The sequence below is a fragment of the Paenibacillus sp. FSL F4-0236 genome, from assembly GCF_038000135.1.
Lineage (GTDB): Bacteria > Bacillota > Bacilli > Paenibacillales > Paenibacillaceae > Paenibacillus_AQ.
Genome location: NZ_JBBOBK010000001.1, coordinates 1,340,561 through 1,363,200, shown reverse-complemented (window position 1 = coordinate 1,363,200; position 22,640 = coordinate 1,340,561). Strand labels below are relative to the sequence as shown.

General features: G+C 43.7%; 21 protein-coding genes. 2 read left to right on the top strand and 19 right to left on the bottom strand.

Translation table 11 applies throughout. The annotated features are described in order from the left end of the window. Positions 1 to 73: 73 nt before the first annotated feature. From NSQ29_RS06195 to NSQ29_RS06115, 17 genes are all read right to left on the bottom strand, one after another. Positions 74 to 1,909: an ABC transporter substrate-binding protein gene (locus tag NSQ29_RS06195; RefSeq protein WP_341124570.1), complete on the bottom strand. Its 1,836-nt coding sequence runs from the start codon at positions 1,907 to 1,909 to the stop codon at positions 74 to 76. Positions 1,910 to 2,001: 92 nt separating this feature from the next. Further along, a complete protein-coding gene (locus tag NSQ29_RS06190; protein WP_042190000.1) occupies positions 2,002 to 2,898 on the bottom strand; it encodes a carbohydrate ABC transporter permease in 897 nt (298 codons plus the stop codon). 17 nt (positions 2,899 to 2,915) lie between these two features. Beyond that, positions 2,916 to 3,875, bottom strand: a complete 960-nt coding sequence (locus NSQ29_RS06185; protein WP_042190003.1) for an ABC transporter permease — start codon at positions 3,873 to 3,875, stop codon at positions 2,916 to 2,918. A gap of 291 nt (positions 3,876 to 4,166) precedes the next feature. After that, complete coding sequence (locus NSQ29_RS06180; protein ID WP_341124569.1) at positions 4,167 to 5,705, bottom strand: MDR family MFS transporter; 1,539 nt, start codon at positions 5,703 to 5,705, stop codon at positions 4,167 to 4,169. A gap of 45 nt (positions 5,706 to 5,750) precedes the next feature. After that, a complete protein-coding gene (locus NSQ29_RS06175) occupies positions 5,751 to 6,407 on the bottom strand; it encodes a hypothetical protein (RefSeq protein ID WP_052404364.1) in 657 nt (218 codons plus the stop codon). Then, positions 6,404 to 7,087, bottom strand: a complete 684-nt coding sequence (locus tag NSQ29_RS06170; RefSeq protein WP_341124567.1) for a hypothetical protein — start codon at positions 7,085 to 7,087, stop codon at positions 6,404 to 6,406. The genes NSQ29_RS06175 and NSQ29_RS06170 overlap by 4 nt, the downstream gene beginning before the upstream one ends. Positions 7,088 to 7,098: 11 nt before the next feature. Beyond that, positions 7,099 to 7,743 carry a YhbD family protein gene (locus tag NSQ29_RS06165; protein ID WP_076284615.1) on the bottom strand — a complete coding sequence of 215 codons (645 nt, stop codon included), beginning with the start codon at positions 7,741 to 7,743 and terminating at the stop codon, positions 7,099 to 7,101. Positions 7,744 to 7,975: 232 nt separating this feature from the next. Next, a complete protein-coding gene (locus NSQ29_RS06160; RefSeq protein WP_341124566.1) occupies positions 7,976 to 8,407 on the bottom strand; it encodes an HIT family protein in 432 nt (143 codons plus the stop codon). A gap of 18 nt (positions 8,408 to 8,425) precedes the next feature. Then, positions 8,426 to 8,971 (bottom strand): hypothetical protein, encoded by a 546-nt coding sequence (locus tag NSQ29_RS06155; RefSeq protein WP_341124565.1) that lies wholly within the window; start codon positions 8,969 to 8,971, stop codon positions 8,426 to 8,428. A gap of 421 nt (positions 8,972 to 9,392) precedes the next feature. Beyond that, positions 9,393 to 11,240, bottom strand: a complete 1,848-nt coding sequence (locus NSQ29_RS06150) for a fibronectin type III domain-containing protein (RefSeq protein ID WP_341124564.1) — start codon at positions 11,238 to 11,240, stop codon at positions 9,393 to 9,395. 323 nt (positions 11,241 to 11,563) lie between these two features. Next, the gene (locus NSQ29_RS06145; RefSeq protein ID WP_234532087.1) at positions 11,564 to 12,172 is read right to left on the bottom strand and encodes a 50S ribosomal protein L25; all 609 of its coding nucleotides are present in this window, start codon (positions 12,170 to 12,172) and stop codon (positions 11,564 to 11,566) included. Between the two features lie 210 nt (positions 12,173 to 12,382). Further along, a complete protein-coding gene (locus NSQ29_RS06140; RefSeq protein ID WP_340971467.1) occupies positions 12,383 to 13,348 on the bottom strand; it encodes an ABC transporter ATP-binding protein in 966 nt (321 codons plus the stop codon). Next, positions 13,341 to 14,324 carry an ABC transporter ATP-binding protein gene (locus tag NSQ29_RS06135; RefSeq protein WP_042190016.1) on the bottom strand — a complete coding sequence of 328 codons (984 nt, stop codon included), beginning with the start codon at positions 14,322 to 14,324 and terminating at the stop codon, positions 13,341 to 13,343. Before NSQ29_RS06135 ends, NSQ29_RS06140 begins: the two co-directional genes overlap by 8 nt. Positions 14,325 to 14,335: 11 nt before the next feature. After that, positions 14,336 to 15,259 carry an oligopeptide ABC transporter permease gene (opp4C, locus tag NSQ29_RS06130; RefSeq protein ID WP_339242614.1) on the bottom strand — a complete coding sequence of 308 codons (924 nt, stop codon included), beginning with the start codon at positions 15,257 to 15,259 and terminating at the stop codon, positions 14,336 to 14,338. A 16-nt stretch (positions 15,260 to 15,275) separates the two neighbouring features. Next, the gene (locus NSQ29_RS06125) at positions 15,276 to 16,229 is read right to left on the bottom strand and encodes an ABC transporter permease (protein ID WP_042190021.1); all 954 of its coding nucleotides are present in this window, start codon (positions 16,227 to 16,229) and stop codon (positions 15,276 to 15,278) included. A gap of 55 nt (positions 16,230 to 16,284) precedes the next feature. Further along, positions 16,285 to 18,033 carry an ABC transporter substrate-binding protein gene (locus NSQ29_RS06120; protein ID WP_341124563.1) on the bottom strand — a complete coding sequence of 583 codons (1,749 nt, stop codon included), beginning with the start codon at positions 18,031 to 18,033 and terminating at the stop codon, positions 16,285 to 16,287. Between the two features lie 235 nt (positions 18,034 to 18,268). Then, positions 18,269 to 19,171, bottom strand: a complete 903-nt coding sequence (locus tag NSQ29_RS06115; protein WP_341124562.1) for an ArsR/SmtB family transcription factor — start codon at positions 19,169 to 19,171, stop codon at positions 18,269 to 18,271. Between the two features lie 882 nt (positions 19,172 to 20,053). Between NSQ29_RS06115 and NSQ29_RS06110 the strand changes: the two genes are divergently transcribed. Both NSQ29_RS06110 and NSQ29_RS06105 read left to right on the top strand, forming a co-directional pair. After that, complete coding sequence (locus NSQ29_RS06110) at positions 20,054 to 20,347, top strand: GNAT family N-acetyltransferase (protein ID WP_042190028.1); 294 nt, start codon at positions 20,054 to 20,056, stop codon at positions 20,345 to 20,347. 83 nt (positions 20,348 to 20,430) lie between these two features. After that, entirely contained in the window at positions 20,431 to 21,276 is an 846-nt protein-coding gene (locus NSQ29_RS06105) for a GNAT family N-acetyltransferase (RefSeq protein ID WP_076284608.1), read from the top strand. 78 nt (positions 21,277 to 21,354) lie between these two features. Here the strand turns inward: NSQ29_RS06105 and NSQ29_RS06100 are convergent, their stop codons facing one another. After that, positions 21,355 to 22,110 (bottom strand): hypothetical protein, encoded by a 756-nt coding sequence (locus tag NSQ29_RS06100; RefSeq protein WP_156113157.1) that lies wholly within the window; start codon positions 22,108 to 22,110, stop codon positions 21,355 to 21,357. Between the two features lie 25 nt (positions 22,111 to 22,135). Beyond that, positions 22,136 to 22,588, bottom strand: coding sequence for a flavodoxin (locus NSQ29_RS06095; RefSeq protein ID WP_042190032.1), 453 nt, complete (start codon positions 22,586 to 22,588; stop codon positions 22,136 to 22,138). Positions 22,589 to 22,640 lie beyond the last annotated feature (52 nt).

Here is a 22,640-nt window from a genome sequence, read left to right as displayed (position 1 = left end):
TCCTTAATTGAATAGAATAGGGCAGAACAGCCTCCACGCCGCCCCGCCCTATTTGTATTTTTCTAATCACACCTTATTTTACGCTTTTACGAGCCTCGAACAATTCCTCTGCCTTTTTAATCGAGAAATCCATAACTTCGGCATAGCCGAGACCATTCACCTTATCATGCATTTCTTTATTCAATTTGTCATATTCAGCTTGATCTTTAGCAAAAACCATTTTCCAAGAAATTTGTTGAATGACCGTACCAATTTGTTTGTTCTTTTGCTCCAGTGTTTTGTCCATCATCAATGGTTCTTTTCCAGTGAAGCCTTGTGGTGCTACGGCCAATAGATTATTTTTCTCAAAATACTCTTTAGGCGTCAGAACGCCCATCTTCGCTCTCCAGTCACTATCAAGCTTAGACGGATTACGCTCTAGGGTTGTCGTCCATAGATTGTGATCGTATGGCTCTTTGTTGTCTGGATTCACCATCGCCGGAACTACAAAAGAGAAGTTCATTTGATTAGAGCCGTAATAGTAGTCACCACCACCATATTCTGCAGGCACTTGTGTATTCTGTTGATCGGCATAAGCCTTCCAACCAAAGTCAGTCACGACAGGTTTACCGCTTGCATCCATATCCCAGGTTAGACCTTTAGGTCCGTTAGGCACCGCTGTTCCGCTTCCTGCAGAGATCATTGCACCTTCCGGAGTATACATCCAGTTAATAAATTCCATAATTCTAGCAGGTTCTTTAGCTTTTGCACCGATTGCTATAATACCGTTACCACCGTATACATTGAAGCCAGTGGAATACATCAGCTCATCCTTGAACGGAACTAATGCAAAACCTTTACCTTCTGCTGTTCTTTCCGGTGTATTGTAGTTTGCTGCCCCTAGCCAAGGGAACCAAGAGAACAACAGACGACCATCCTTGTATTTCGCTACAACATCGTCGAATTTTTGTGTCATAGAATCTGGATCCACCAGACCCATTTGGTTAGCTTCAAAATACAGTTTGAGCGACTTCATATACCAGCTGTCTTCGGATAAGAAGTCATAATATTTCTCTTCGTCTGCTTTAACATATACAGCGGTATCAGGAATTTCGTCATAGCCCATCATGTTGGCGAACTGTTTCGCCAGTGTCATTTTATAGTTGCCGTCCCAGTCAGACCACATCGAGAAAGCATAGGTTTTCTTTCCTTGCTCATTTTTGGGCTCAAGCTCTTGCATTTTTTTCAGCACGGGCAAATAATCTTCAATCTTTGAAATTTCAGGTGCTCCGATTTGTTGATAAAGATCCCATCGCAGGTCTGGCCCCCAAGTCATATCTCTCCCTTCAGAAGGTCCAGATGGATTAGAAGCTACGCTGTTTCCGATGCCAAAAACGGATGATCCACTACCAAAAGCAACCTTTGCTTTCTCAATAGCTTTTGGAAATGTACTCCCAATGTCTTTTCCGTATTTGTCCAGAAGTCCGTCTTGTGTCCAGTCTAAGAGAAGCTTTCCTTTGATCGCATTTGGATAATGGTTTTTGTCATCACCGAAAATAATGATATCCCCAAGATCTCCGGAAGCCATCATTGCAGAGATTTTGGTATCTCCACCTGTAAGGTTTGAAGCTACAATATCCATCTCAATATTGAACTTATCTTTGATGATTTTGGCAAACCATCCGGTTTGTGGACCCGCATAGTTAGCTGTTGTAGAGAATACGGTCAGCTTCAGCGGCTTGGAATGATCAAGTGCTCCGTCATCCGGTGCTGCTGTTTCTTCCGCCGGCGCATTCGTTGCAGCGGAAGTAGGCTTCTCTGTGCTCGTGTTTTTACCCGAGTTAGCCGTATTATTCCCCCCGCCACATGCTGCCAGAACAAAGACCAGGATTACGGATAGCATGACAAGCGATGCTCTTCTTAGTCTCATTGCTTTATACCCTCCCTTTCGTATCTTCACTTATAGTTCAACTCTGCTCCTAGCAGAGGAAAACCCCATTTCGTTACCGATCCGGTAGCTCATTAGCCCTTAACCGCACCGATCATAATCCCTTTGACGAAAAAGCGCTGGAAGAATGGGTACACGATTAGAATCGGCAATACGACGATCATCGTTACGGTCATCCGTACAGAGGTTGGAGTCTGCATATTCGCTACACTAGCGGCCATATCTGGTGAATTACGAATTAAAGCTGCGAGCGAGCTGGACTCGTTCAAATAACGCCATAACAAGAATTGGAGCGTAAAGTACTTCGTATCTGTCATCAGAAACGCCGTATCAATAAATGAGTTCCACTGATTCACTGCGGAAAAAATCGTAATCGTAGCCAAAATTGGCGTAGTAAGCGGTACAATAATGCTCCAGAACACCCGCATGTAACCAGCACCATCCATAGACGCTGACTCCTCAAGGGATGGAGGAATGGCCTCAACGAAGGTTTTGACCAAAATGATGTTGAATGGGGTAATAATCGTAGGCAAAATATAAGCCAGATAATTATTGGTCAGATGCAAATTGTGCATTGTTATATACCAAGGGATCAGACCTGCGCTAAAATACATCGTAACCACGACACTCCGGTACCAAATACTCCGGCCCCACATTTCCTTTTTGGTGAACAAATATCCTAAAAAAGCTGAAGACCCCACAGTAAGCAACGTCCCGACAACCGTTCTATACACGGAGACTGTTGCCGCATGTCCTAAACCGCTGATTCTTAGCACCTTACTATAGTTATCAAAATGGATCTGTCTTGGATAAAATTTGATATCCCCCGCTGCGCTAAGATCATTCGAGCTGATCGTATTGATGAACAAATAATAGAATGGGTAGATGCATGACAGGGTGAACAATCCAAAGAGCGTATAGATCATAATCTGGAAGATAAGTTCTCCAGCCGTTAGTTTTTTCTTTCTCAAGTGGGATCACCCCTGACTTAAATGATAGATTCGTCACGCACCATCTTAGACAACGTGTTCGCTGCGAATAGTAGAATTACACTGACAACCGATTTCAACATGCTGACGGCCGTGGCAAAAGGAAAGTTGTTCGCGAAGGCGATGTTGTATACATAAAGATCCAGCACCTCAATAGAATCCTTATTCATCGCATTTTGAAAGGCAAAGTACTGCTCCATCCCGTTATTGACTAGATTACCTATGGAGAGCAGAAGCAGTACAAAAAAGGTTGGAATCAGACCTGGAATGGTGATATGCCAAATTTTGCGGAACCGACTTGCACCATCCACCTCAACAGCTTCGTACAATTCCTGATCAATGCCTGCGATTGCAGCAAGATAGAGAATGGCACCCCAGCCTAACGATTTCCACCAGTACCAAACGATCATCGTGACCCAAATATTTGAGCTGGAGGCTAAGAAGTTATACCCTTCATCTACCACTCCAAGCTGCACTAAAATGTGAGTGATGACACCGTTATCTACAGAGAACAACGAGAATGCCAATGCATATACCAGAATCCAGCTGATAAAGTTTGGAATCGTGGTTAGTGTCTGCACCAACTTGCGGTACCAGCCTGACTTAATCTCAGTCAACATAATGGCAAAGATCACTGGAAAGATGGATGTAATTAATCCGAGTGAACTCATGGCAAGCGTGTTCTTCAGCACCCGCAGAACCTCTGCGGTCTGTGTCGGATTAGATACAATCGTCTTGAACCATTTCAAACCAACGTAAGGCGTGTCAGACAACGGTATTCCGGGAATGAAATCATAAAAGGCATAAATCCATCCGCTGATCGGCAGATAATAGAAAATAAAGGTGACAACAAGAAATGGAAAAGCCATGAAAAACAACTTATGTTTGTTCTTCATCTTCCAGCGGGATCGATGAACCGGATCGACGCTGGGAAGCAGTTCACCAGCAGGTACCCCCATATCGGAATCTCCTATACCCAGATTTTGATTACGTTTTCAGAGTATCAGAATCTGAGCTTCTGGCGAGATAGAGAGCAGAACGCCTTATCAGGGAAACCGTCAGATACTTGTGAACCAAATTCGCAGTACAATCGACCATTTTCTACCTGTTTGCGGGACTAGTGATGGAGGGCATATATGACTTTAGACAAAAAACGACCACCACTTAGGAAGTACCCGAAGTGGTGGTCGTTTTTTTATATGTCTATTTTCACTGAAACATAATCAAACGAATATTATCTAGACTACATGCTAATGCCCAGACGCCTGAACATCCCCCTCCGCAGAGGCATCCATCTTCTGACGTCCCATATAGAACGAAGCCAATAACGCTAAAGCTGCGGGAATTACCGCCCAAGCAAAGGTGTTTACAATGGATGAGGATAACCCAGCTGTAATCTTACCCAGAATTTCAGGTGGAATGAGCGCCCTAGTCTCAGGTGAGAGCAAAGCATGCGGATCTTTAAAATCCATAGCTCCCGCCGGAGCCGCTCCTCCACCATTAGCCGAGAGTAGCTTGGTAAGACTGCCTGAGAAATAGTGACTTTGAATGATACCGAAGGTGGTAATGCCTATGGTCATGCCCAGAGAACGAATGAAATTCAGCGTTGCGCTGGCAGATCCACGTTGCTGTGCCGTCAATCCATGAATAGATGCCGTACTTAGCACTGAGAATGAAGCACCAATCCCTAGCCCAATTAAAATCATATATAAAGTAACAAGCAGTCGTGAAGCATCCGGCGTGAGTGTCGCTACAAGTCCAGTACCGATCACCAAAAGTGCGAATGTAGGAATCAGCAGGCTGCGGTAACTGGTTTTTGACATCAGAAATCCGCCCATCGTAGCTGTAACCACTGAGCCAACCATCATTGGTAGCAATACAAGTCCTGAATTTGTAGCTGATCCGCCCAATACCCCTTGAATAAAGATCGGAATATACACAGAAGCCACAATAAAGGCTGCACCGCTAAATAGTGCACAGATAATGCTCACCGCGTATAATCTTTTTTTAAACAAGGCAAAGGAAATAATCGGTTCTTTCGCTCTAGTCTCTACAACAAGAAACACTGCTGCAAGGATGGCAAAGGCTGCAAATAAACCAAAAATCATGGAAGAATTCCAAGCATACTCTTTCCCGCCTAGCTCCAGCGCAAACATTAAGCAAATGACTGAACCAAGCAGCGTACCCGCGCCCAACCAGTCAATGGGCTGTTTAGAATGCTCATGCGATTCTTTATAAAAGAATACGACCATCGCAAAAGCCAACAGTCCAAGGGGTAAGTTAATGTAAAATATCCACTGCCAAGCAATATGATCGGTAATATACGCCCCCAGTAATGGACCAAATATACTCGACAATCCAAATACTGCTCCGAATGCCCCGCCGAGCTTGCCCCGCGTCTCCAGCGGAACAGTATCGAACATGATGGCAAAAGCGATTGGCACCAGCGCCCCGCCACCAATGCCCTGAATAGCCCGGTACGCAGCTAACTGAGTTATTGTATCAGCCGTTCCACAGAGAGCCGAACCCGCCATGAATACGATAATTCCAAAAATAAAAAACTTCTTACGACCATACATATCAGACAGCTTGCCGAAAATGGGCATACCCGCCATCTCGGCTACGAGATAGGCTGATGTCACCCAGACAAATTTGTCCATTCCGCCAAGCTCCCCAACAATATTACCCATTGCAGTTGCAACGATGGTGCTGTCCATGGAGGCCATAAGAATTCCTAATAGGAGACCTGCGATTACAATACCCAGATTGGGCGATTTGGCAGCACTCATATGTTCCACTCCTCTTTTTCTCAAAAAATAACTATAAAATTGTCTTTAAATCTTCACTTGATGCTTCACTGTTGCGTGCTTATGAACTTCTAGTGTATCGCGGAATTCCACCGTTTCTATTTCACAATCCGGACCAATGATTACACGTTCTCCCCTTACCATACTAGCCTTTGTATTGACCAGATCAATAGCATCGCCTTCGATTAGCCCCGCTTCAAACAGTATTTTCGAAGTTGGCTTCATCATATGCAGCAATCTTCCCGTTTTACTCTTCTTAATGGTTAAGATACTGCCCCCAACCTCCTTCGCACTACTTGGACCAAACAATTTAATCTCCAAATGCTCAGCACTAAGTAATCCAGCTACGCTTAAGGCACCAGAAATTTGTAATTTTTCCCCTTCACAATCACCCTTCACATCCAAATTTCCGTAGAGATGAAGCTCATCGATTTTTACGGAGGCTGCTTTTATTTCACCCTGTCCACGTAAGGAATCCCCTTCAAGATTACCCTCGAGTGCAATTTCGCCAGTGATTTTCATTTGCTTCATATGCAGATTTCCAGCTATATTGGCATTTCCAGTCAGATTCATCTTCTCGCAATTCACATCTCCAGCGAATTTGCATTCTCCAGTGATCTTAACATCTTTGAAAGAACCACCGGCTGAAGATGTCGTTCCAATTATTTTCAGATTATCATTCACAGGGCCTTCTCCACCTTTCCAACCTTAGCCTCTGGATGCACTGTAATTTGTTCGCGATACTCTACCCGTCCGAGTGTACAGCCTGGGCCAATAATGACAATATTTCCTCTGATGATATCCGCAGTTGTATATTCTACATCTATAAAATCTCCCTCAATCGTTCGAGCACATAGCTCAGGCCGAAGTTTAGGGATGATTCCGCTAAACATCTTACTCCAAAACCCATTATTCACTTGCCGTATCACGAGGCTTTCCACACCAATTTCATTAGCCTTCCCTTGACTCTGCAGTTTGAAATCCACATGACCGGCACTTAGTAAACCACCAACACTAAAGCTACCTTCACCTACAAAATCCTCAAGTTCACAATCCCCTTTGACACTCACCATTCCGTTAAGGGTACAGCTTTCACCTCGAAAACTCTTACCTACATTAAGAACCCCATCCACCTTTAGGGTGCCAAAACGCATATTACCCATCACTTTGATGACCCCGTTGCATTCTGCTTCTTCTGCTGCGAGATCATCATTCAAATTCATATGCCCATTTCCTTTAAACATTCGCGCCACAATCGGTCCGACTACTTTACCTACACCATCCATGTTTACGTTGTTGTAAGTACCTCCGGCCCCACCACTAACCCCGTTTATTATCAAATCAGGCAGCTGATTTTTGTCCATTACTCTTCCTCCTATTCAACAAGCTTGTAGGCAAGCTTACCTTTCAATTGTTCGATCAAATCTGCATATGTCATTTTACTGACTAATCTAACCCCTTCATCAAACCATAACTCCGCAGGCGCTTGTGCCAGAATGAAGGATGAAACCCCCATTTTCCGGACAAAAAACAACTCCCAGCTTCCACTCTCGAGCCTTGAAACTTTCTCCTGCAAAGTGCGAAACAGAAGCTCCGCCTCCTCCATACTCATTTCCCCAGCACTAAGCAGGCGGTCTACAGCGAATAAATGAACGAGCTCCTCAAAAGTATATTTACTTTCATCACCGAGACTTTCTCCAAATTTCCTCAGTGTTGTTGTCGAAACAATGTTACGTTCTATAATTTCCTTAGCAGTTAAACTCACCTTCTCAAAGGATGCCTTATCCGATAGCTTATCAGCCATTTCATCCAAAGAAAGCCCATCTTTCATATTCACAATGTTGTGAATTCGCGACAAGATCATCTCTTTAGGAAAAAAAGTCTCTTGTCCAGTAAAGGTAGATTTGCGAATAAACCATTCCTCGGGGATTAACTGCTTCCTTTTCCAGCGATACAATTGCCCATATGAAATACCGGTTAAATCCAGTAGTTGCTTCTTCGAAATCAAATCATCTTCCATTTCGATCACTCCTCGAAAACATCGTAACATAACACTGTTACGTTGTAAATAAAACACTCCCCCTTAAATCTCCTACTGAAACAAATCATTGCATTAAAGTTTCCCTCCAAGATTTTACGGCATAAAAAAAGAGCGTACCTCCGTCTAGAGGAGGATCTTCGCTCTTTTACCCGCACTGTATTCTTTGATTTAAGCTAGGCATATTAATTTATGACAAAAAGAGAAGGAGTCTTTATCGACTCCTTCTCTTTTCCTCACTTAATGTCTTCAGAATCTTTTTTTTGGTTTGGCTTAATCGTTTTTCAGCACCATGTGGGTGTAATGGTTCACCCCAGATAAATCCATCACCTTCGTACCTCGGAATGAGATGCATATGGTAATGGGTAAGGTCGTTAAACTTCCCTCCATCTTGACAAATTCTTATACCGTCAGGTTTAAACACGCTTTTCAAAGCAATTGAAAGTTTTTTCGAAGCATCCATGATAGCATAAGCAGTCTCTGACTCCATCTCTTCGACATCACAGTAATGCTTTTTGGGGAGGATTAGAGTATGTCCTTCATTAAAAGGAGCAATATCAAGCACACAAGTAATAAATTCATTTTCATAAACAATATTCAAGTCAGGTTCAATACCGTTAGCGATTCTACATCCTAAGCATTCCATGTACAGCAGCACTCCATCCTATTTATTTTCATTTACTACTTGTTGAGCAATGCTTAGAATTGTATCCTCATCCAAACTGTTGAACTTTAAAGTGATTGAACCTTTTGAAGCATTGAATGCTAAAAACGTATAATCATCTTTTTTTATTTTTTGCACCTGATTGCCGCTAATACCAATAATATCAGCATCATTCAAATCAACTTGATTATTGCTATAGGTTATTTCAATGAGTGTTTCTCCTTGATAAGGTCCGTAGATGATTTCTCTTTCATTGGACGCTTTTTGTTCCTTTGTTAACTTCTCCAGTTTCCCTTTGTTTTTCGTATATGTGACTAAAACTTCTTGATTATCTCCAATAAAGTTGCCTTGTTTGTCCTTTGAAGGGAATTTATGTTGTATATAACTAACTTCATATCCATCCAGTGTAGGGATACTAAATGAAGATCCTAATGCACTAACCTGCACCTGCGCTTTAGCTAATTCATCGTTGAAACCAGCCTTTTGACATCCTGATATTAAAAATATAATTGCAGCAATAAAAAATATAAATCCAGATTTGTTCATGAAATCACCTCTAATTATTTGAATTAATACCAATGGAAAACCTTGTTAGTTCGTAGATATACTTCAGTAACATACCTCTTAATCCCCTTAATATCCCTAAATATGGAAGCACTATATATACGTTGTAAAAGTAAATTTGTTGCACTAACCCCCTCGTCCATTTCGACGATACCTTGGAATGATTCCGTTAGAATTTACTTCATTTCCTTCAAATCCAATGGGTAATCAACTCCTTACCATAGTGTCATCTCAATAACAGAACAAACGTTCGTAAAACTTAAATATCAACAATATGATTTAACATAGCCTAAAACAAAGAAAAGAAAGCCCTCCCGAGCCAATACTATGGCATCTGGGACAGCCTTCTTTATTTTACTTGCTCTATCTACGAATTTTATTGTTCAAGTCTTTCATAATCTCACTACTGAACAAAAGTATAATGAGCTGAATCATATTGTGGGCCGGATTTCTCGTAAGTGAACCAATACTCAATACTGCTGCCAGCACTTAACCCACTTACTGTCTGCTCCCATGTACCTGAGCTGTTGGTCATCCGGTAATTAAGCTGTGGCCCCCCGTTAACCTTATAATGCACATCTACATAAAGAGCACTGGTTACAGGTGTAATATAAATGCTCGCTTCTGTTGAAGAAAGTCTCGTTACCCCTGCTGTAAAGTCAGCCGTCACATGATCACCGCCTCCGCTGCCTCCAGTGGGATTTGTAGTAACTGTTGCGGCATTACTAGCGGATGATAGATTACCCGCTGCATCCGTAGCTTTTACTGTAAACGTATAGGCTGTGCTTGGAGTTAGTCCAGTAACAGTAGCTGTAGTATCTGCCACAGAGGCTACCTGCTGTGTTCCACGATAAACAAGATATCCCGTTACACCAACATTATCAGTTGAAGCAGACCAACTCAGGTTAACTGCTGTATCCGTCTTGCTGGTTACTGTCAGATTAGCAGGTGCAGTAGGTGCTGTCGTATCTCCAGTATTACCACCACCTGTCAAGTATTGACCTGTGAATGGATTAAACCGGTGTAGTGATAGAATTAACCAACCCGTGCTGGACACGCAGTTTTGCTGTGCCATCACCCAATAGCTGTTGCTGGTCCCTTTCAGCGAATAGGGGATTCCCCCTAGTGAAGCGCCGCTTGTGCCTTGCTTTTTAATAATTTCAGTGTTAATGGCATCCGCTTTGGATACATTGCCTTGCATAAAGTAGGCGAGCGACATGAATGCGCTTCCTTCAAACCATACATCAGCACCCGTGTTACCGATTTGATTCCCGTTATCGTCATATGCGGGTAAAACTTCATCCGTCCAGTCAAAATCATAGCCGGTCAGCGTATTCCCAGCATCATTGTAAGTAAGCGTCTGCTTGTAACGCGGATTTGCAAGGGTCCCCGGGGTGCCGGAGGCATTTTCAACATAGGCTAAGCTTGCTCCATAGTTATGCGTTCCGGATACGCCTAAAGCCAGTACTCCCCATGGATTCACGTCCAATGGAATTTTAGGGTCAATCAGATTCGTATCGTTTTTCCAGCCTCCCTTGAAGCGTTTGACACTGTCATCCCACACATAATTATCCAGGAAGGTTTTGACTCCAGAAGCTGCGCTATTGTATGTGGCAGCCTTTGAGGAATCCACCGAAGCATAATACTGCAGCACTCGGTAAATATCGATATTGTGCTCGGTTGAGCTCCAAGGCTCATCGGAGTTACTCCAAGCACTCCATCCTCCAGCAATACTGCCATTTGCCTTTTTATACTGTAAGCTCCAATCGAGCGCTTTGAGCGCCATCGGACGATATCGCGTGTCATTATATTGCTTTTCATAAGCCATAGCTGCCATTGCCATCCATACAACCGGCCCCACATGTTTACGAATTTCTTCTCCGAAGCCATTGTTATACCAATAAGAATTCAACCAGAAACCTGAAGGGTCTTGAATGTCTCGCATTTTGTTCAACACTTGCTCTGCCCGTGTCCGTTCACCTTTTACAATAAAGGCAATAGCTGCAACAGCTTGATCATACGTATATACAATCTGTTTGGGGTTGTTAGGTCCCCAGAAATCCTCAAAGCTATCTACCAAGCCTTCAAAAGCATATCCCGCTGTTGCATCCTGCTGGGCCTTCAACCAGATTAAAGCACGATTTGAAGCATCACTTGTGGCATCTGCACTCGCTTTTCCACCAAAAGGTAGAGCTACCCCAAGCACCAACAGACTTGTCATTAAGATCGAAAACAGCTTCCTCATCTTCATAACTTTCCTCCTCATAATCATGATGAACTGGGCAATGAGAGTTCTTTGAAGCATAATACTAAAGCGTTTTCAAACAGCGGCAACAGGAACTTTTGAATTCTTTACCATGGTAATTGTCCTCATTTTCAGCCTTCGCGGCCTATTCGTCAACGATTTTCTGTAAAATTTTAACTAAATGAGGCGAAACAACCATAAATCCCATTTAAGAAACTATACGAAAGACCGCACTTATTTTATTAATTCGTGTTCACGAAGACAAAACAAAAAGAGCAGACAGCTCCTTGGGTAGGATTCTATCTGCTCTTTATGATTTAATCACTATTCTATTCTGCTTTATCTTCACCAGAAGCTTCGACTGCAGCTGGTTCAGCAGCATCTTCATCGGTTGGCTCTTGAGCTGCTGGAGGTGCGATCCGGACAATCAAAGTGTCCTCAGGCGTCAATACTTCCCAGCCTTCATGCTTCGGAAGATCAGACACCAGCAATTGATCACCAATATCTAGTCCACTGATATCCACCTCAAAGGATGCCGTTAATTTATCTGGAAGTGTGCGAATATCCAGCTCATGCAATTCAATTTGCTGCACGCCGCCACTCTTCACACCTACTGGATCACCTGTAAAGTGGAATGCCACTTTTGTATCCAATTTAGCCTTCATATCAATTTGTTGAAAATCAATATGCAGCAGTTGTTTGGATACTGGCTGGCGCTGGATTTCTTGGATGACAACGTTCTTTTTACCCGAGTCTGGTAATTCCAAGGTTAATACTGCCCGAGGGTTATTAGCCAAAATCCCGGTAATTGTCTTAGCATCCGCTGTAAAGGACTGGCTATCTGAACCTGCACCGTACACGACTACCGGTACAAAGCCTTTTCTGCGCTGTGAAGAAGTCGAGCCGGATCTTTCTGTCAAACGTACTGTTGTATTCACGATGATTCCTCCTAAGTAGGGATTTTATACTAGACCGATTAGATATGTACGTCTAACCTAACCACTCTCTATTACCCCATTAACCTGGCTTCGAAACCCTCTAAGACTTTTTGTGCTCAGGCAAAAATAAGGTCAAATTGTATTATTATACAATTCAACTTTAATTATTCAAGACTTAGGAGCGAATCATCATTGTATCTTTGACAGCTATCAGACCAAATGACAAGCTACAAAGTGGTTATTGCCAGCATCCCGGAATTCCGGGATTTCAGATCTGCAAACCTCTTGAGCATAGGGACACCGGGTATGGAATTTACAGCCAGAAGGTGGGTTCACCGGACTTGGAATATCCCCCTTAAGGACAATTCTTTCCCTTTTCAGCTTGGGAATAGGTATTGGAACAGCTGATAGCAATGCCTTGGTATACGGGTGAAGCGGATTCTTAAATAATTCATCTCTAGAAGCCGTCTCCATCATAGATCCCAGATACATAACACCGATTCTTGAACATAAATGCTCAACCACACTCAAATCATGGGAAATAAACAAATAGGTGAGCCCACGGCTCTGCTGCAGCTTACTAAATAAATTAATAATCTGTGCTTGGATGGACACATCCAAGGCCGAGACTGGCTCGTCTGCAATGATTAGCTCAGGATTCAGCACAAGCGCACGCGCGATTCCGATCCGTTGTCGCTGTCCTCCTGAGAATTCATGCGGAAAGCGATCAATATGATAAGAGGATAAACCACATGCCTCAAGCGCCTCAAGCACCCGATCACGAACCTCTGATTTTGAGCATAAGCCATGATCCAGTAAAGCTTCTCCGATAGCATCTCCTATGCGGACCCGAGGGTTAAGTGAGCTATACGGGTCTTGAAAGATTAGCTGCATTTGGGGTCTGATATTTCGCAATTCAGTGGGAGACAAAGAATGAATATCTATCCCTTTGAATTTGATCTCGCCTGCCGTTTTATCCGTTAGCCGTAAAATCGTCCGTCCGACTGTACTCTTCCCGCTCCCGGATTCTCCTACAAGCCCAAACGTCTCCCCTGGCTGAAGCGTGATGCTAATATCATCAACGGCTTTTACATGCCCAACCGTGCGGTTAAGCAATCCCTTGGTAACAGGGAAATATTTCTTCAGATGATTGACCTCAAGCAATGCCTCAGGCATGAACAACCGCCTCCTCATACAACCAGCAAGCTACCTTTTGTCTGCTGGCCACTTCTTTAAGCTGGGGCTGCTGGCTGACACATACAGGCATGCAATGCTCACAGCGGTCATGAAAATAACAAGAGGGTACCAGCTCTAGCGGATTTGGCACTTGACCTGGTATGGAATACAGCTCATCCTGCCGCTGATTGATAACTGGCTTCGATTTGAGCAGCCCTTTCGTATAAGGGTGTTTGGGATTGTTGAACAATTCAACAACCTCCCCCTCCTCCACAATCTTTCCGGAGTACATAACAATCACGTAATCAGCCATCTCCGCGACTACACCCAGATCATGGGTGATTAATAGAATAGACATGCCGGAGTTGTCTTTAATTTCACGAAGCATATCCAGAATTTGTGCTTGAATCGTTACATCCAGCGCCGTTGTCGGTTCATCTGCAATCAATAGCTTTGGACTGCATGCGATAGCAATAGCGATCATTATCCGCTGCAGCATCCCTCCACTTAATTCATGTGGATAACTATCAGCAATTTGCTCAGGTCGTGATATGCCTACCTGTTTTATTAGTTCAATCGCCCGGATACGCGCCTGCTTCTTATTCATCTTCAAATGCACGATCAACGGCTCCATAATTTGTTCACCGATCTTGATTACAGGATTAAGGGAGGACATGGGCTCCTGGAAGATCATCGCGATCTCGTTGCCACGGATGGCTCGCAGTGTGTTTTTGTCCATTTGCAACAAATCTTCACCCTGAAAATCAATTTTGCCATGGGTTACCTTGCCCCCTGGCTCTTCAACAAGACCCATGATGGACATTGCAGTTACACTTTTGCCGCAGCCCGATTCTCCGACGATACAGACCGTCTCTCCTTCACGGACACGGAAGCTTACATCATCAACGGCTTTCACTTTTCCTTCTTCCGTGAAGAAGTATGTACTTAGACCGTCTATATTCATTAAATCACTCATGTGAGGGTCACCTACCTCTTCTGTTTAGGATCAAGTACGTCCCGGAGTCCGTCACCAAAAATATTGATCGCGATTACTGTCGCGAAGATGGATAGCCCAGGCGGAATCCACAGCCACGGCCGATCCTTGAAGTCGATCATATTATTCGCTGCGTCAATCATATTGCCCCAGGTTGGCGTTGGCGGCATAACACCTAGCCCAAAAAAGCTAAGAACCGATTCACTCAGAATAGCGCCACCGATGTTGAGCGTTGCCATAACGATCAGCAGCGGGATAATGTTCGGCAGCAAATGGTTAAATAATTTACGGCGATCCCGAAGGCCTAATACTACAGCTGCTTGCATAAACTCACGTTCTCGCAGACTAAGCATTTGCCCCCGTACCATACGCGCCATACCTGGCCAGCTCACAATGCTGAGCATAAGCATAACGATATACATCCGGTAGTCCGTTGGAATCTTCCACTCCGATAATAATGCTCCAAAAATAAAGAGCAGCGGCAAACTCGGAACCGTCAATAGAAGATCCGCAATCCGCATTATGATTTGATCGGCGATTCCGCGGTAATACCCAGCTATGGCTCCCAAAAGGGCCCCGATGAACACCGAAAGAACCATTGATGCCAGTCCTACGGTTAGTGAAATGCGTCCTGCCTGCATCACCCGGGTCAAAATATCTCTGCCCAGCGCGTCAGTGCCAAGCCAATGCTTCATATTAGGGGCCTTGTTCATCAGTGCCATATTAATTTTGTTATCCGTATAGGGAGAGAACAGAGGACCAAGAAAACAAAGCGCAAACATAAAGATCACTACCACAAACCCGGATACCGCCAGCTTGTTCTTCAGCAACCTCCGAAGGGATTGCCGGAATAAAGAGGATTTTCCTTTGGTGGTCTGTGGTTTCGAGATACCCGCTACATTACTTTGAACTGCCACGTCAGCTTCCTCCTCTCTATAGCCGAACTCTAGGATCAGCAATCCGGTACAAAACATCCGAAAGCAACGTTCCTATGACGGTAAGTATGGCAATAAACATCGTAAAGCCCATCAGCAAAGGATAATCCCTAAGTCCGAAGGACTGCATATACAGCTGGCCAATCCCAGGCCAATTGAATATTTTTTCTATAATAAGTGATCCGCCAAATAGTGCTGGAAGCTCGAAACCAACCAGAGTAATCGCAGGCAATAAAGCATTTCGTAGAGCATGTGTAAAGAGCACCTTTCGCTCCCTTAGGCCTTTAGCACGGGCGGTGCGGATATAATCCTGTTTTAAGACATCGATCATATTACTGCGGAAATAACGGGTGAGTGAGCCCAATCCAAGGAGGGTCATAACAACAACCGGAAGGGTCATATGCGTTACAATCTCCTTAAAATACGCCAGACCCGTAGCATTACTGCCCGTAGTGATTATTCCACCCGGAGGCAGCCACTTCAGATCGACGGCCAGAATTTTGATCAAGAATAAGCCTATAAAAAATGACGGCAGTGACATTGCTGCGAATATAGCGATCATCACGAGAGTATCGAACCATGAATATTGCTTATAGGCTGAAATCACACCAATAATAACTGCAATCACCCACGTCAGAAACGTGGAAACGGCAGCCAGTAAAAAGGAATTCCAAATATAATCATTAAAAAGCTGCAGCACAGGCTTCTGTTGGGCTAAGGAATACCCGAAATCGCCATGCAGCGCATTCTTCATCCAGATTCCATAGCGCTCAAGCATCGGCTTGTTTAAGCCGTAAATCTCACGCAGCTCAGCTTTACGTTCTGCAGTCAATTTGATATTTCCGGTTATGAAGTCTCCGGGAGTTGAAGCATACAGGCAGAAGATCAATAATGATGCCGCAAATAAGATAATGACCATGTACAACAGTCTTTTCGATAAATAAGCGCTCATGACAGACTCCTTATGATTTGTCCCCTGCTCATCAGAGCAGGGGACACTGGATTATTTATTTCAGGCTCCAAGTTGGCAGACTGCCAGCAAGACCGATGAACGGGCTGACCGATAGATTCTCAATACGTCCGTTATAGGCGTATACAGTCTTTTTGTAACTTGTGAAAATAATAGGCAGTTCATCATTGAAGAGCTGATACAGCTCTTTGTATACCGCTTTGCGTGCTTCAATATCAGTAGTAGCTAAGGCTTTATTGTATAGCTCCAGGAATTTCGGATTGTCATAATCCGTGATTTCTCCATCGAAGAATTGCATAAATCCGTCAGCCGGATCAGTCAACATACTAGTGGAGAAGGATACGAGATCGTAGTCCCCGCCTTCTACCTTAGATACCAAAGAGTTAAAGTCTGCAAAAACCTCAGGCTGGAAATCGATACCCAGTGCTTCAAAATTCTCTTTAGCTACAGCAATGAAAATATCTGTATTTTTGCTCTTAGAGCCGAGGTAGTGAATGGTAAGCGGTTTGCCATCTTTTTCACGGATACCACCCGCGCCTACTGTCCAGCCTGCTTCATCCAGCAATTGTTTTGCTTTTTCCGGATCATATTTGTAAGGATTAATGCCTTCCTCCGTGTAAGACCAAGAAATAGGGGATGCCGGGATGTTGGCAATTGAGCCTGCACCTTGCGCTGCATCTACATAAATACTCTGACGATCCAGACCGTACACAATGGCTTGACGTACAAGCTTATCCTTGAGCTGTTCATGCTTCAGATTGACTTGCAAATAACCATAGGTACTTGGAGTGTAAGGAATAATATTCACAAAACCGAGCGCTTTCAGCTTCTCGATATTCTCGTCTGTCGCACTAAAAGAAGCGTAGTCTACCTCACCTGTTTCTACGAACTGCCATACATCGCCTTCCGTAGTTTTATAAATGAAATGCTCCGTCTTTGGTTTACCTTTGAAATAATTCTCATTCGCTACAAAACGCACTTCTTGCCCCGGAATAAATTTCTCCAGCTTGTAAGGTCCATCTCCAAGTGGCTTCTCATGCAGCTTCTTGATGTATTCAAGATCTCCAAATTTATAGTCCTTGCCATAGTAAGCTTTCGACAGAACATTCGAGCCGAGCTGTACCAGCGCTGTTGCGTTTGGTTGCTCAAGTGTCACTGAGACCGTCTGTGGATCAATCACTTTTATCCCTTCTATTGCTGTAGCAGAACCATCTTTATAGGCTTTGCCGCCTTTAACATTTAGGGATGGAAGCTGGGAGCTACCGTCATACGATTTGTCGTATTGGATCGTCCAAGTAAAAGCCACATCATCTGCTGTCAATGGTGAACCGTCGCTGAATTTCAGATCTTTTCTCAAGTGGAACGTGTATGTAAGCTGATCATCCGAAACATCCCAGCTCTCTGCAAGCTCCGGTGTTGGAACGCCTTTATTGTCTACAGTTACGAGAGAAGCGTATAGCAGTGAAGATACATTGCCATCATAACCACTTTGCTGAAAATACGGAGTAAAAGCTCCGCTTGGGTCCGTTAACCCTACGATAATGGTGTCTGTACGTTTCTGTGCAACTGCTGGAAGTTTGGACAAATCGGTTGCGGTAAAAGGCTCGCTTAGCGCACCCGCAGGAACAGTCTCTGCCGGAGTTGTTGCTTCCACATTGGTTGAATTGGACCCTGCAGCCGCGTTGTTACCAGACGAGGATTCGTTATTACTGTTGTTAGCGCAAGCAGAAAGTAACAGTGAACCCGTAAGCAGTAATGAAGTGATTACAATCGCATTTTTTCTCATGTACCTATCTCCCTTTTCTCTCTAATAGAATAATAACTATAATTCCTACCTGTTAAGTATGAATAACTTCTGATGTTCATTATAGAAAGGTTTTCGAGTTCTGTAAAGAGAGAACTTTAAAAAAATTCTCTATAAACAGAATCAAATGAAAATTAAGACAACTAAAAAAAGCCAAAACCCTCTCTGCATAAGAGAATTCTGACTTTTAGATGGTTATATTTATTTTGTGAAATGATTATTTTAAATACTCAAATAGCTGCTCATTCATCCGATGAATGCCTTCCAGACGCAGACTATATCCGGTGACATTCTCCCCTTCAATATAGGCATGAAGCAAACCCGCACAACGAAGATTAAAAATATGATCGTGAACAATCCCCTTCGAGATTCCCGCATGCTTAACAATTTCGGTGAATGTTTTGCGACCACCGCTAAGAGCTTGGAGAATTTTCAGGCGGCTTTTTTCACCCAGACTACGAATGGCTCTATACATAAAAGGTGAAATTTCCTCGTTCTCCATCGAAATCCAGGCCGCATAATGACAGATTGTTAGTTCACCGTAGCAATAGATGATATTAGCAGGCTGAAAATGATACTGTGGAATTAATACAAGCTTCTTAAGCCCATCAGTAGGCATGAAATAGAATCCGTTGGTCGTTTTGTTCACAAAATCAGCAGTATCCAGTTCATTAAGCTCCATGTTCTTCAAATCCGTATGCTCCTGTAATTTGCTTAGAATCGCAGGATTACATTGACTAAAGTACTGGCGGTTCCATTCGGAGAGTAAAAATACTACGCGATTACGGTAATCCTCCATATGGCTTGGAAATACCTTTACATATTTTGATAAGGTCTCATATAACTCGCCAACTGTTAACCCTTCAATCCAGTTCAGTACACTGTCTACACCATCCTTGAATGGACAACAGTAAATGAGCAGATTCAACATTTTCCATTCATTGTTTAGTTCAGTTTCCTTCAGACGGGATAATAGTTCCTCACTTAGGGTGCTTTCAATTTCAGTAACCCACGCTACCCCTAGGTCAATCTTCTTATAGGATTTTTTGCAGAGATAAGTATGTAAGCTATTCAATAACTCATAAATCGATCCAAATTCAACCTCAACTTTGTATTCCACAATGATTCCTCCTGCTAGCGGTTCTTTTCAGTAGTGAGATATTCTCTTAATCTTATTGTATTATCCTGAGAATACGCAAGCTACTTTATAAACGGGAGTGTATAAAAATTCATTGACTGCTGCTTGACTACTGTTTGAATGCAGAATTTATTTTCATCTCCTTTGATTTTGAGATTGCGAGAGTCTAAAAGGGAATTGCTACTCATATGCAGCAGGACATTACAGTTCGGCTCCATCGGTGAACACATACCCTCACGATGTTGCTATCGGGCACAGTGGACCTTATAAGCAGTATTCCCCCCAATTTGGGGTTCTATCGGACTCCATAGGCGTTATTGGCATTAAAATCGCCTAATTTGTGCTTTTTCCTAAGGAATAGCTGCAATGGAGTCTGAAACTTTACTCAAACGGCTAAAAATTTGCAAATAGCGTCATCTGAGTCCGAAAGCTCCAGTGGATGATTATGATAACAGGAATTTTGGGCACGCTGAGGTCTCAAGGATTCCCATGAGTCCGGCTGTCCTGGATGTTCCTGCGTCAGAGTGCCGGGAATGTCTGGGCCGGCTTGCGTATCCAGCACACCAGCTTGTCCAGAAATTCTAGTCCTCCCACCTTCTAGGCTCGCCAAAAGTCACTCGATCACGTCTGCCTCCTGTCCCCATTCCGCAAAGCCAGACTACTTGCAGAACAAACATTACAAAGCAACTGCCTTGAGTAACATGAGCGCATCATTCACACCAATAATCCTAACTTCCTCGATAAATCCATCTATGGAACACCATCAAACGTCCAGGGCGAGCAATCAATCTGCTTCGTTCCTCGCTTTTTGCAAATCATGGTAGTAAAATATAGTCAATAACATTTTAGGAGTGAAGCCATAAGATGCAAATTCAAACTGGAACAGGACGTTTTTTTGTTGCGAATGACGGTAAGGACCTTGCCGAGATCACATACAGTTTGGATAAAGATGCTGGGGAATTGGTCATTGACCACACTCGTGTCTCTGAGGAACTGCGCGGTCAAGGTACCGGTGAAGAACTTGTACGGGCTGTTGTAGATAAGGCTCGAAATGAAAATTTGAAAATTGTTCCTGTGTGCTCCTATGCAGCTCATCAATTTGAGAAGCATCCGGAGTATAAGGACGTGCTGAGCGGGAACACAGGCGAGCGAGACTGATCTCCGTTCCCGTTTCCGTGAAGCTTTATTAACCTATTCGAACTAATACACTTAGTTCAAATACACTTTAGGAGGAAACGGGTTTGACTACTACTGATACTTTGAGAAATATAGAAGAATTACAAGAACGCTGTGAGCAATATGATGGAATTTCATTGAAATTGAATTGGGATATGCTTCGCCAGCCATCAAGCGTAGGAGATACGGAATGGCTCGTGACTTATGAAGATGATTTACTCGTCGGCTTCTTAGGACTTTATGGATTCGGAAGCGATATGGAGGTCTGTGGTATGGTTCGACCAGGCTACCGCCGACGGGGCATCTTCACCTCACTGTGGAACCGAGCGCAAACTATTATCAAACGAGGCAATGTTGATACCCTACTTCTAAACGCTCCTGCTGCCTCATCATCTGGTGTAGCATTCCTTCAAACGCTACCACTAGAGTTTAATCACGCGGAATACCAAATGAAATGGGGCGGAAATTCGGTTGCTTCTTCTGAAGCAAGCTCAGCCACAGGGACTGTGATCTTACGCCCTGCTCGTGAAGACGAAGCCCCAATTCTCGTTGAGCTGGATTGTGGAGGCTTTGACATAAAGACTGAAGATGCTGCCGAACTCTATGACCTGCAGAAACAGGAAGGCCTGCAAGAACATATTATGATCGAAATGGACGGACAACCTGTTGGTAAAATGCGGCTGTGGACCGAAGATAATGAAACCTGGATTTATGGATTTACTGTCAGCAAGAAGCTACGGGGGCTAGGCATTGGACGAAGTGCACTTCTTCAAACGATCGAACGAGAACGTAAAAACTATAATGGAATTAATCTCGAGGTCGCTCTAGATAATCCCAATGCGCTTAAGCTATATGAAAGCTGTGGCTTTATCATTCAGAATAAACAGGATTATTACCGTTATATCGGCTAATCCATAGAATTAAAGCCTCCTGTCTAATGGGCGTTCTCGCCTGTAGAGCAGGAGGCCTTATTTTATTATTAGGAGTAATCACATCAGCCCAAAGCCTCCAACATTAGCTTCGCCTCTATCATTTCTACGGTCGCTACAGTTTAATGAGCCATCAGCGTGCACTTCCTGCTCCAGAAATACAGATAACAATCGAACATAATCCAAAGACTCCTTATACGGGACTGCATTTCCCTTGTAAGAGTATTTACGACCCTCTAGCAAGGAGTAGATTTCCACGGTCTCCGCAGGTTCACCGTAAGCCGCATAACAAAAGACGTTTGTCATATGCAAAAAGCCCGCAATAGTATCCTCATTGCCATTCACCATAAATTTCTGAATGTTCAGGCTTCGACCATTCTGAGTAGAATTCCAAGCTAATTGAGTAATCATCGAAAGCTCCAAGCTCAGCTCCGGGACTGGCACATACCACTGCTCGTATAGCATTACCGGAATTTCCAGTAAATGATTGGTCGAAACGATACGCATTAGTTCATCCGCTATACTCGTCTTGATATCCCAATATTGCAGTAATGAAGGAAAAGCATCCCCCCTAGGTGGCCAACGACGCTCTAACAGAAATTGTATCGGTGTCTCCCTTCGAACTTCAGGCAGCAAACTATAAAAGTCGTTAAGTGTATGCCCTACAGCATATTGAACCTGCTGGCGCCAGCGTGGGAGCCCGGTCGCTGGAGCTCCGCTTGATAAATTCTCGGCCCCTCCAAGCATAATGTGCTCCACTCGATAATCATGCAGTCGTTTATATGGAGGCGTATGTAAATTCACTTGTTTCTTCATCCAACTTCCCGCTGGCCCGCCCATCCTATGATGCCACCATACAAGCTTCGATAAATTGACGACCGAATTGACGGCAAGCTTCTTTTTCAGCAGCGTTCGGGCCATATTCAATCTTAAGACTATCCTGTAATATCACAGCTCCACGTTCCTTTAACTTCTCCACGAATAAGTCCACGGCTCCACAATAAATCGCGTAACCTGTGTCTCCACTGCCAAAAACTGCTGATTTCATAGCGGTCAAATCAAGCTCATCCATCTCCTCATAGAAATCAAGAGCTTCATCAGGTAGCTCACCATCTCCCCAAGTGTATGCTCCTAACAGAACGCCTTCATATGAATTTATCTCAACCGCGTTACATTCAGTGACCGATTTCAAAACGGCTTCACCGCCTGCTTGGCGTATTCCCTCTACAATCAATTCAGCCATTTCCTCAGTGTTTCCAGTTAGACTGGCGTATGCCACTAGCACTTTAGTCATCTTTCTGTTCCTCCCATTACTAAACATAAAATTTAAATGATGTGTGCTTCAC